This window comes from Paraburkholderia sediminicola (assembly GCF_902859805.1).
GTDB lineage: Bacteria > Pseudomonadota > Gammaproteobacteria > Burkholderiales > Burkholderiaceae > Paraburkholderia > Paraburkholderia sediminicola.
Genome location: NZ_CADIKC010000018.1, coordinates 102614 through 113298, shown reverse-complemented (window position 1 = coordinate 113298; position 10685 = coordinate 102614). Strand labels below are relative to the sequence as shown.

The 10685-nt window shown below is 62.3% G+C and carries 8 protein-coding genes; 4 read left to right on the top strand and 4 right to left on the bottom strand.

Going from position 1 to position 10685, the window contains the following annotated elements; all coding sequences use genetic code 11:
• Window positions 1-384 precede the first annotated feature (384 nt).
• Window positions 385-1125, bottom strand: coding sequence for a TetR/AcrR family transcriptional regulator (locus R8871_RS36170; protein ID WP_175054704.1), 741 nt, complete (start codon window positions 1123-1125; stop codon window positions 385-387).
• A 280-nt stretch (window positions 1126-1405) separates the two neighbouring features.
• Between R8871_RS36170 and R8871_RS36165 the strand changes: the two genes are divergently transcribed.
• From R8871_RS36165 to R8871_RS36150, 4 genes are all read left to right on the top strand, one after another.
• Window positions 1406-2587, top strand: coding sequence for an isovaleryl-CoA dehydrogenase (locus R8871_RS36165; RefSeq protein WP_175054697.1), 1182 nt, complete (start codon window positions 1406-1408; stop codon window positions 2585-2587).
• Between the two features lie 119 nt (window positions 2588-2706).
• Window positions 2707-4314 carry a carboxyl transferase domain-containing protein gene (locus R8871_RS36160; protein ID WP_175054696.1) on the top strand — a complete coding sequence of 536 codons (1608 nt, stop codon included), beginning with the start codon at window positions 2707-2709 and terminating at the stop codon, window positions 4312-4314.
• A 28-nt stretch (window positions 4315-4342) separates the two neighbouring features.
• Window positions 4343-5128 carry an enoyl-CoA hydratase/isomerase family protein gene (locus R8871_RS36155; RefSeq protein ID WP_175054695.1) on the top strand — a complete coding sequence of 262 codons (786 nt, stop codon included), beginning with the start codon at window positions 4343-4345 and terminating at the stop codon, window positions 5126-5128.
• A gap of 94 nt (window positions 5129-5222) precedes the next feature.
• On the top strand, window positions 5223-7235 hold the full coding sequence (locus R8871_RS36150) for an acetyl/propionyl/methylcrotonyl-CoA carboxylase subunit alpha (RefSeq protein WP_175054694.1): 2013 nt from the start codon (window positions 5223-5225) through the stop codon (window positions 7233-7235).
• Window positions 7236-7250: 15 nt separating this feature from the next.
• On the opposite strand, the gene R8871_RS36145 is transcribed toward R8871_RS36150, so the two are convergent.
• From R8871_RS36145 to R8871_RS36135, 3 genes are all read right to left on the bottom strand, one after another.
• The gene (locus R8871_RS36145; protein WP_175054693.1) at window positions 7251-8042 is read right to left on the bottom strand and encodes a phosphate/phosphite/phosphonate ABC transporter substrate-binding protein; all 792 of its coding nucleotides are present in this window, start codon (window positions 8040-8042) and stop codon (window positions 7251-7253) included.
• Between the two features lie 19 nt (window positions 8043-8061).
• The gene (locus tag R8871_RS38820) at window positions 8062-8340 is read right to left on the bottom strand and encodes a DUF1488 family protein (protein WP_154558316.1); all 279 of its coding nucleotides are present in this window, start codon (window positions 8338-8340) and stop codon (window positions 8062-8064) included.
• 183 nt (window positions 8341-8523) lie between these two features.
• On the bottom strand, window positions 8524-10659 hold the full coding sequence (locus R8871_RS36135) for a pyridoxamine 5'-phosphate oxidase family protein (RefSeq protein ID WP_175054692.1): 2136 nt from the start codon (window positions 10657-10659) through the stop codon (window positions 8524-8526).
• Window positions 10660-10685 lie beyond the last annotated feature (26 nt).

The following is a 10685-nucleotide window of genomic DNA, read 5'->3' as shown; positions in this document are numbered from 1 at the left end:
CATCTTCATCGCAAAGATCACGCCGCGCTCTTCGGCGCTCAGATGTTCGTATATTTTTCCCATGCAACGCATCCTAACTGAGGCTGTTGCACTTGTATTTTGAAACCGCCCCTACTTTTCTTTGCAGCCGGCAAAGAAAAGTAGGGGCCGCCCCGCACAGGGGCAACGCTAATAGACCACTAACAATGCAAGGAAAGGCACGAAAGCCAGAGCAAGGAAAGGCACGAAAGCCAGAGCAAGGAAAGGCACGAAAGCCAGAGCAAGGAAAGGCACGAAAGCCAGAACAAGGAAAGGCACGAAAGCCAGAACAAGGAAAGGCCAAAGCCCTAAGAACACTGACAACAAGCGTCGCGCAGACAAAAAAAACCAAAAAAACCAAAACAACTATCTGCCGCGAGGCCCCCGAGCCGCCCCAGCCGCCTCTTCAAACCTCCGGTTAGCCTCCTCAACCTCAGCCCTGAACTGCTGCAAAGCACTAACCTCCAGATCCGGCGGCATCAAAGCCGCCCATAACACGTCAATTAACTGCCCCGCGGTAGCGTCAATATCGATATGCCGATTAGCCAGCGTAGCGTCCCACAGCACATGTTCCATCGGCCCAAACACCATCGACCGCAACAACCTCAACGGCATGTCAGCCCGAATCTGCCCCGTCTCCTGGCCCTGCGCCAGCACCCGCATCAATGGCGCCGTATACCGCCGCTGCAATTCAGTCAGCGCCTCACTCAACTCATGATGCCGGGCCCGGCCCTCGGACAACACCAAAGCACACAGGTCCGTGCCATTCAGCAGCATCAACCGCAAATGCGTCCGCACAATAAAAGCAAACTGCTGCCGCACACTGCCATCACGCGGCAGCCCCGACTCGATCGCTTCAATGATCTCGTCATACCAGTCGCCGATCACCCGCGCGCATAACTCCCGCTTGCCGCGGAAATAACTGAATACCGTCGCCTCGGAAATCCCCAGGCGCTGCGCAATCTCCGCCGTCGTCGCGCGCTCGTAGCCCTTCTCGGAGAACACGTCGCGCCCCGCCTGCAAGATCTCCTTCACGCGCTGCTGAGACTTGCGTCCGGCCGGCTGGCGGCGCGAGGCGGGTAACTCAGCCTTCATGGCAACCGTCATATGAGTCCAGTTCAGTTTTGTGAGGCCAACGGCCCCGGTCACATCCATCCCATCACTGTATAGCGGCTCCAGACGCGTGCCAACCGGTTTCTGAGTGATACTCAAAAATACCACTTGACGCTTACGTAAATCTGGCGTGAAATGCGCCTTGAACGTTTCGCGCCTCGTGCGGGGCGGCAAGGGCGGCCCATAAGGCTGCCGCCGCCAGCTGAGCCGCACTCAGACGGGCCGGCGCCTAGCCAGGCAATCCGGTCCGCTAACGAACTCTGGAGACACTGCAATGAGCAACCTGCCCGGTCTGCAATTCCCGCTCGGCGAAGAAATCGAAATGCTGCGCGACAGCATCGCCGGATTCGCTGCCAAAGAAATCGCCCCGCGCGCCGCGGAAATCGATCGCACGGATCAGTTCCCCATGGACCTGTGGCGAAAATTCGGCGACCTGGGCGTGCTCGGCATGACGGTCTCGGAGGAATACGGTGGCGCGAACATGGGCTACACGGCGCACATGATCGCGATGGAAGAAATCTCGCGCGCGTCGGCATCGGTTGGCCTCTCGTACGGCGCGCACTCGAATCTGTGCGTCAACCAGATTCATCGCAACGGCACGGCAGCGCAGAAGGAAAAATATCTGCCCAAGCTGGTCTCCGGCGAACACATCGGCGCGCTCGCCATGAGCGAACCGAACGCGGGTTCGGACGTCGTCAGCATGAAGTTGCGCGCGGACAAGAAGGGCGATCACTATGTGCTGAACGGCACGAAAATGTGGATCACCAACGGCCCGGATTGCGACACGTTGGTCGTCTACGCCAAAACCGATCTCGAAGCGAATTCACGGGGCATTACGGCGTTTATCGTCGAGAAAGGCATGAAGGGTTTCTCGGTCGCGCAAAAACTCGACAAGCTCGGCATGCGCGGTTCGCATACCGGCGAACTGGTGTTCCAGGACGTCGAAGTGCCGGAAGAAAATATCCTCGGCCAGTTGAACGGCGGCGTGAAGGTGCTGATGAGCGGCCTCGATTACGAACGCGCCGTGCTCGCCGGTGGCCCGACGGGCATCATGGTCGCGGTCATGGACGCGGTTGTGCCGTATATCCACGACCGCAAGCAGTTCGGTCAGCCGATTGGCGAATTCCAGCTGATTCAGGGCAAGGTCGCGGATTTGTACACCACGCTGCAGGCGTGCCGCGCGTATCTCTACGCGGTGGGCCGTCAACTCGATACGCTCGGCAAGGAACACGTGCGCCAGGTGCGCAAGGACTGCGCGGGCGTGATTCTCTACACCGCTGAAAAAGCGACGTGGATGGCCGGCGAGGCGATCCAGATTCTCGGCGGCAATGGCTATATCAACGAGTATCCGGTCGGCCGTCTGTGGCGCGATGCGAAGCTGTATGAAATCGGCGCGGGCACGAGCGAAATCCGCCGCATGCTGATCGGCCGCGAACTTTTTGCCGAGACGGCTTGAGCCAGACTTTGCATGGGACCGGAGTAGGTGCTGAAGCGGCAACTCCGGTCGACAGCTTTGCATGGGACCAGAGTAAGCGCTAAAGCGCTAACTCTGGTCGACAAAGGAGAATCCAAGCAATGCCGATTATTGAATCAAAACTGAATCCGCGCTCGGACGACTTCCGCACCAATGCGGTGGCGCTCGAAGCGCTGGTCGCCGATCTTCGCGCGAAGGTCGAGAAGCTCGCGCTGGGTGGCGGGCAGGCGGCGCGCGACAAACACACGGGCCGCGGCAAACTGCTGCCGCGTGACCGTATTGAGAAACTGCTCGATCCGGGCACGCCGTTTCTCGAGTTCTCGCAACTCGCAGCCTACGGCATGTATCACAACGATGCGCCGGGTGCAGGCGTCATCACCGGCATTGGCCGTATCGCGGGGCAGGAGTGCGTGATCGTCTGCAATGACGCGACAGTCAAAGGCGGCACGTACTATCCGGTCACCGTGAAAAAGCACGTGCGGGCGCAGGAAATCGCCGCCGAAAATCATCTGCCGTGTGTCTATCTGGTCGACTCGGGTGGGGCAAATCTGCCGAATCAGGACGACGTGTTCCCCGATCGCGATCACTTCGGTCGCATCTTCTTCAACCAGGCGAATCTGTCCGCAGCGGGCATTCCGCAGATCGCCGTCGTGATGGGGTCGTGCACGGCAGGCGGCGCCTACGTGCCGGCCATGAGCGATGAATCGATCATCGTCAAGAATCAGGGGACGATTTTTCTGGGCGGCCCGCCGCTCGTCAAAGCCGCAACCGGTGAAGTGGTGAGCGCGGAAGACCTCGGCGGCGGCGACGTGCATACGCGTCTGTCGGGCGTGGTCGATCATCTCGCGCAGAACGACGCGCATGCGCTGGGTATTGCACGCAGCATCGTCGGCAATCTGAATCGCACGAAGCAGGTGCCGGTGGCGTTGCAGGAACCGAAGCCGCCGCGCTACGACGTGAAGAGCATGTACGGTGTGATTCCCGTTGATACGCGCAAGCCGTTCGATATCCGCGAGGTGATCGCGCGTATCGTCGACGATTCCGCTTTCGACGAATTCAAGGCCCGTTACGGCACCACGCTCGTGTGCGGCTTTGCGCATATCTGGGGGCATCCGGTCGGCATCATCGCGAACAACGGCATTCTGTTTTCGGAGTCGGCGCTCAAGGGCGCGCACTTCATCGAACTGTGCTGCCAGCGCAAGATTCCGCTGGTGTTCCTGCAGAACATCACAGGCTTCATGGTGGGCCGCAAGTACGAGAACGAAGGCATCGCGCGTAACGGCGCGAAGATGGTGACGGCCGTGGCCACGGCGAAGGTGCCGAAGTTCACGGTGATCATCGGCGGTTCGTTCGGCGCAGGCAACTATGGCATGTGCGGCCGCGCGTATTCGCCGCGCTTCCTGTGGATGTGGCCGAATGCGCGCATCTCGGTGATGGGCGGCGAGCAGGCGGCGTCGGTGCTGGCCACGGTCAAACGCGACGGCATCGAAGGCAAGGGCGGTTCATGGAGCGCCGAAGAGGAAGAGGCGTTCAAACAACCGATCCGCGACCAGTACGAGCACCAGGGCCATCCGTACTACGCCAGCGCCCGTCTGTGGGACGACGGCGTGATCGATCCGGCGCAAACGCGCGATGTGCTTGGCCTCGGCCTCTCGGCGACGATGAACGCACCGATCGAAGACACGCGTTTCGGCGTGTTCAGAATGTGACAGAGCGCAACGCGAAGGAGCTGTAACGATGCAATACGAAACGCTGAATGTCGCCTACGCCGGGCAGATCGCCACGGTCACGCTGAATCGGCCTGACGTGCGCAATGCGTTCAACGAAGCCATGATCGCCGAAATCACCTCGGTTTTCACGGCCCTGAATGCGCGCGACGACGTGCGCGCCGTGGTGCTCGCCGCGAACGGCAAGGCATTCTGCGCGGGCGCCGATCTGAACTGGATGAAGAAGATGGCCGGCTACTCGGACGACGAGAACCGTGCCGACGCCATGCTGCTGGCGAACATGCTGTCGTCGATCTATCGCTGCAGCAAACCGGTGATCGCGCGGGTGAACGGCGACGCCTACGCGGGCGGCATGGGTCTGATCTCGGCGTGCGATATCGTCGTCGCGGTGGAGAGCGCGCGTTTTTGCCTGTCGGAAGCGCGTCTCGGCCTGATCCCGGCGACCATCGCGCCGTACGTGATCCGCGCATTGGGAGAGCAGGCCTCGCGCCGCTACTTCGCGACCGCTGAGCAGTTCGATTGTGCGACGGCGTTTCGTCTGGGTCTGGTTAGCGAAGCAGTCAGCGCGGAACAACTCGACGCTACCGTGCAGCAGATCGCCGAGACGCTTTGCGCAAATGGTCCGCAAGCGGTGCGTGCCTGCAAGCAGCTCGTGCAGGATATTGCCGGTCGCGAGTTGAACGCGGCGCTGATCGAGGACACGGCGGCGCGCATCGCGCGCACGCGAGCCGGCACGGAAGGCCGTGAAGGCGTCGCGTCGTTCCTCGAAAAACGCACGCCTTCCTGGCGCAACTGAAGCGCAACAGGCAGACATTCAAGCAGACATCCCGAGGCGCTTGTCAGCCCTCATCAGAACAACAGCCCGAGCGGGACATTCACCGAGACACCTCATGTTCAACAAGATCCTGATTGCCAACCGCGGCGAGATTGCGTGCCGCGTCGCCGCGACCTGCAAGCGGCTCGGTATCGCGAGTGTGGCCGTGTATTCCGATGCGGACGCCAACGCGAAACACGTAGCCGCATGTGACGAGGCCGTACATATCGGCGGATCGACCGCGGCGGAAAGCTATCTGCGGGTCGAACGCATCATCGAAGCCGCGCGTGCGACCGGCGCGCAGGCGGTGCACCCGGGCTACGGTTTTCTATCGGAAAACGAAGACTTCGCGCATGCCTGCGAAGCAGCCGGCATCGTCTTCATCGGACCGCCGGTCGAAGCGATCGCCGCCATGGGCTCGAAGGCGGCCGCGAAGGCGCTGATGCATGCGGCCGCCGTGCCGCTCGTGCCGGGTTATCACGGCGACGATCAGGACGCTGAGTTGCTGCATCGCGAAGCCGATGCGATCGGTTACCCGGTCTTGCTGAAGGCGAGCGCGGGTGGCGGCGGCAAAGGCATGCGCGTGGTCGAACGCACGGAAGACTTCGCGGCCGCATTGGCGTCGTGCAAACGCGAAGCGGCCAGCAGTTTCGGCAACGACCGCGTGCTGATCGAAAAGTATCTGACGCGGCCGCGTCACGTGGAAGTGCAGGTGTTCGCGGACCGTCACGGCGGCGCGGTGTATCTGTTCGACCGCGATTGCTCAGTGCAGCGGCGTCACCAGAAGGTGCTGGAAGAAGCGCCGGCGCCTGGCTTGTCGGCGGAAGTCAAACGCGAGATGGGCGAAGCGGCGGTGGCTGCTGCGCGCGCGGTGAATTACGTGGGCGCGGGCACGGTCGAGTTCATCATGACCAGCACGGGCGACTTCTACTTCATGGAGATGAACACGCGCCTGCAGGTCGAGCATCCGGTCACGGAAATGGTGACGGGACAGGACCTGGTGGAGTGGCAATTGCGCGTCGCCGCCGACGAACCGCTGCCGCTTTCGCAGGAGCAACTGAAGATCGACGGCCATGCGATCGAAGCACGTATTTACGCCGAGCATCCTGCCCGTGGCTTCCTGCCGTCGACGGGTACGCTCAAGCATTTGCGCATGCCCGAAGGCGTCGAATTCACCCTCGGTGAGCCGGATCGCAAGGCGCCGGTGCGCATCGACAGCGGCGTGCGCGAAGGCGACGCCATCACGCCGTTCTACGATCCAATGATTGCCAAGCTGATCGTCCACGGCGCGACGCGCGAAGAGGCGCTTGCGCGGATGAATCGTGCGCTGCGTGCCTGCGAAGTGGTCGGTCCGCACACCAACGTCGAGTTCCTGCAACGCATTGTCACGAGCGAACCGTTTGCGACGGGCGATCTCGATACGGGTTTGATCGAGCGTCATCACGATGCCTTGTTCGCGCCCGTGAAAAAGCCCTTCAAGGAAGCGCTCGCGCTCGCTTGCGCTGCATTGTTGACGCGTGAAGGCGGCACCGCGCACGGCGCGTCGCCGTGGGATGCACTTTCGCACTGGCGTCTGAACAGCGGCTATACGCAGACGCTCGGTTGGCGTGACGTCGAAAACGAAAGCGTTTTCACGGCCACGTTTGCTCGCGACGGCGCCACGCAAACGCTCGAACACGACGGCGTGCGCGAAGGCTTCACGTGGTCGGAGGGCACTGGCCAGCACGAATATCGCGCGACGATCGGCGATGCGCGGGTCACGGGTCGTGTTTTCGTCGACGGCGATACGTTCCACGTGTTCTGCCTCGGCGAGGCGCTGGCGTTCGAGTGGCAGAACCTGCTCGCGCATGCCGCGGATGCTGAAGGCGGCGAAGGCCGCTTGACCGCGCCGATGCCGGGCAAAGTGATCGCCGTGCTGGTCGAACCGGGCACGGTGGTGGAGAAGGGCACGCCGCTGATCGTGATGGAAGCGATGAAGATGGAGCACACCATCGGCGCGCCGGCGGCAGGCACGGTAACGGAAGTGCTATATGCGGTTGGCGATCAGGTTGCCGATGGCGCGCAGCTTCTGGTGCTGGACGTAGGCTAACGGTAACGGCCGTACTTAAACGAGGTGCGCGTAGCCGGCGGCGCGCGCTTCGTTTTCGAGTTGCTCGATCCGTTCGTAGTCGGCGAGCGGCAACGCGGAAAAGCCCTTCAAACGCAGGCGTTTGGCACGTTCTGGCTGGGTGCGGTGTGCTTCATTGAGTGCCTCGCGCAGCGTTTCGATCGTCGCGCGCGGCACGTTGTTGGAGGCAATCAAAGGCAAGCCCGGCGATGCCGCCGTCAAGCCGATTTGACGAACCTTTTGCGCGAGCTCCGGCAATTCATCGCAGACAAACGCGAACGTTACGCAGTCGATTGCGGCGACGTCCGCGCGATTCTCGATCACCGCCCGCAACGACCCGAGATGCGAGCCGGTGCGCAGAACCGCGCTGAAAAACGCGCTCTTGCGTGCAAGTGGCGCCACCGCGTGGCGAAACACATTCATGCCGCTATTCGAATCGTCCTGATTGTAGGCGGCGCGCGCGCCGCGGCACGCCGCGAGCGAATCGAACTGCGACTCCGCTCGCGTGACCAGCACGCTTGAATAATCCGCGCCTGCACAGCCCGGCGCATCGAATCGCGGTGTGGCGATCACCTGAACCTGCTCGTTCAAGCCATGCACCAAGGGATAGCCGCAGGTTTGCGAAAGCAGTACGTTGGGCCGCCGCCAGAAGCCATGCAATTCTTCGTCAGGCTCGACGATGTGGCAGGCCGGGCTCACCCTGCGCAGGACGTCGTCCAGCCACTCGCGCCACACAGTGGCGAGCGCGGGTGTCACGTTGTACATCGGCAGGGCGGCGATCCAGGTCATGGACGCGATTCTGGCATACCTAATGTCTGACCATTCGAAATTCGTCGAGGCCCAGGCGCACGGGCTCGGTCTGTTTGAACGGCCACTTGCATTCCACCACCTTCAATATTTCCAGTTGTGCGTCTTCGAACGCGACGAGCAAATCCGTGCGCCGCTTACTCGCGGCCCCGCAATAGGTCATCAACGCCTCGGCGCTGACCTCGAAGACCTGCACCCGATCGTCATAACAGACGCGGAAGGCGACGGTTGCGCATTCCGTGACACAGGGCCTGAATCCTTCATCGACATATACCGACATGACAACCTCCCGCCGCACGCCTGAGTCATCAGGATGACTGGCCGTAAGCTTTCGGTATGTGGGAAAACCGGCATTCGCTGTGAAAATGCCGGGCCTCCGTTCCATCTTACCGGTCGGAAATAATTGTTGCTTGAGTGGCCGCGTGCGTAGTCCGACTTTGCGCCAGGACGGCGGGCCGGTCGTTCAGAGTTCCAGCGTCAGTCCGTCCTTCGCGGCGACTTCGTCGGCGACCGGCCGCCCCATGCAGATGAGGGCATGGCCTGCTGCGATGGCGGCGTCCGTGGGTTCTTCGTAGGCGACTCGCCCGTCCAACACGCGCGTGGAGCATGTGCCGCACATCCCGGAGCGGCAGCTCGACGGCGCGGCGATACCGCATGCCTCGGCCAGCTCGAGAAGCGTGCCGTTCTTCGGCAGCCATTGAACCGTGCGCTGCGATCGCGCGAACGTTATGGGTATGCCGGTCTCATCGTTTGCCGGCATGTTTGCGGGGCGCGAGCTTTGGGCGTTTTCCGCCAACGCCGGTGGGATTGCCGACGTGCGTTTGACGGTTGCCGGTCCGAACGCCTCAAAGCGGATTCGGTTATCGGCAACATTGAGCGCGCGCAACCCTTCATACAGGTCGCGCATGAACGACTCGGGACCGCACAGATAGAAGTCGTAGTCGTCGAAGGGCAGTGCGCGTTTGATTTCAGCGAGGGTCACGCGACCGGGCACGGTGCCGGAAAGCGCGGGGCTGGCTGGATCGGCGGCGCTATCGAACAGGTGCATGGAGACAGCCGGATGGCGCGACGCGAGTTCCCGCAGGTGCGCGCTGAACGGCCGGTCGCCGTCGCGTCGCGCACCATGGAAAAAATGCAGCGGCGTGGGCGCACTATGCGGCTCGCGCGCGGCAATGGCGTGATGCAGCATGGTGATCATCGGCGTAATGCCGATGCCCGCTGAGATGAATACGGCAGGGCGCGAGCTGGTTGAATCGTAGGTGAATGCGCCACGCGGTGCCATCGCTTCGACCTGCATGCCGGCGGCGAAGCGCTCGTGCAGCCAGCTGGAGCCGACACCGTCGCGTTTCACGGTGATCCGATACTGCCGGCGGTTGCTCGTGTCGGACAACGTATAAGTGCGGGTCAGCGGCTTGTCCAGGCCGTCGACGGGCACGCGGATCGGCAGGTATTGCCCAGGCTCGTACGCCGGCAACGGCGAGCCGTCCGCCGACTCAAAATAGAACGAGCGGATCATGGGCGTTTCTTCGTGCACGGCGGCAATCTTGAGCTTCTTCCACGGCGATTCGGGCGTTGAAGCGAGCGGCGAAGCGGGCAGCGAGGCAGGCTGTAAAGCGGGCCGTAAAGCAGGCGTCACGAACTGCGGCGCGTACCCGACTTCCGACCAACGAAACGGTAACGCCTGGCGGCTGCGCCGCACTTCGGTAATACGAAAGCGCACCAGCCGTTCGGCCAATGGAAACCTGGCCAGTTCCGGACCGTCCCACACGATCTCAGCGAGGGCCGCGACGTACAGCATGTCACCATTCGCGAAGTCGACGAACAGCAGGCCGGCACGCGGATCGTGGAGCAGATTGCCCAGTGTGTTGAAGAAACGGTTGCCGCTGAAATCGGGCGTTGTCAGAGTAGTCGCGTCGTCAACGCGCACGAAGCCCGGCATGCCGCCGCGATGTGAAACATCGGCGCCACGAGCCGGACCTGCATCTTCACTGACGTTCGCGCTGGCGATAAAAAACGTATCCGCGTTGGCCAGCAATGCGCGGTCCGCGTCGCTGAGTTGGGTCGACGTTTCGACGGGCGTCTGCGTGCCGGTTGCGCCGCGCGCAATAAAAGTCGGCGTACGGCTTTGGATATATTTTGCGCAATTGCCGAAGCTTTGCATGACCTCGAGCGTGACCGTATCGCCATCTACCGACGACACCACGCCGTTGACGCGATTGCGCCGTCGGGTCTGCGCCTGCAGCCCCAGGCCACCGATCATCATGCCGGGCTGCCAGTACCCAGCCAGCGGGTCGCCCGGCAAAACGCCGCCGTCGATCCGCAACGTGCGCGGGTCTGGGGACGATACAAAGCCCGGTTCGGCCGCCCGCAGGGTTGCCCACGGCTGGCCGTTTGCGTCGAGGCCGCCGAACACCATGAACGGCTGTTCGGCATAAAACTGCCGATGCTGATCCGGCATATAGCGACGGATGCCGCGGCGGCCAATCGACTCCGCCTCTTCGTTGACGCCCGCGTGTTGCTGTACCAGGCGTTCGGCGGCGTGAAACGGCGACTCGGCGGCGTCCCAACCGCGCGGCGCGCTAGAAGAATGTTGGGACATATCGGCCTCTGCCCGTTGGGGCGTGT

Excerpts from the sequence above, each read along its gene's own strand:
- R8871_RS36155 (WP_175054695.1), top strand. The coding sequence starts at position 4,343 with ATGCAATACGAAACGCTGAATGTCGCCTACGCCGGGCAGATCGCCACG.
- R8871_RS36150 (WP_175054694.1), top strand. The coding sequence starts at position 5,223 with ATGTTCAACAAGATCCTGATTGCCAACCGCGGCGAGATTGCGTGCCGC.
- R8871_RS36135 (WP_175054692.1), bottom strand. The coding sequence starts at position 10,659 with ATGTCCCAACATTCTTCTAGCGCGCCGCGCGGTTGGGACGCCGCCGAG.
- R8871_RS36145 (WP_175054693.1), bottom strand. The coding sequence starts at position 8,042 with ATGACCTGGATCGCCGCCCTGCCGATGTACAACGTGACACCCGCGCTC.
- R8871_RS36170 (WP_175054704.1), bottom strand. The coding sequence starts at position 1,125 with ATGACGGTTGCCATGAAGGCTGAGTTACCCGCCTCGCGCCGCCAGCCG.
- R8871_RS36160 (WP_175054696.1), top strand. The coding sequence starts at position 2,707 with ATGCCGATTATTGAATCAAAACTGAATCCGCGCTCGGACGACTTCCGC.
- R8871_RS38820 (WP_154558316.1), bottom strand. The coding sequence starts at position 8,340 with ATGTCGGTATATGTCGATGAAGGATTCAGGCCCTGTGTCACGGAATGC.
- R8871_RS36165 (WP_175054697.1), top strand. The coding sequence starts at position 1,406 with ATGAGCAACCTGCCCGGTCTGCAATTCCCGCTCGGCGAAGAAATCGAA.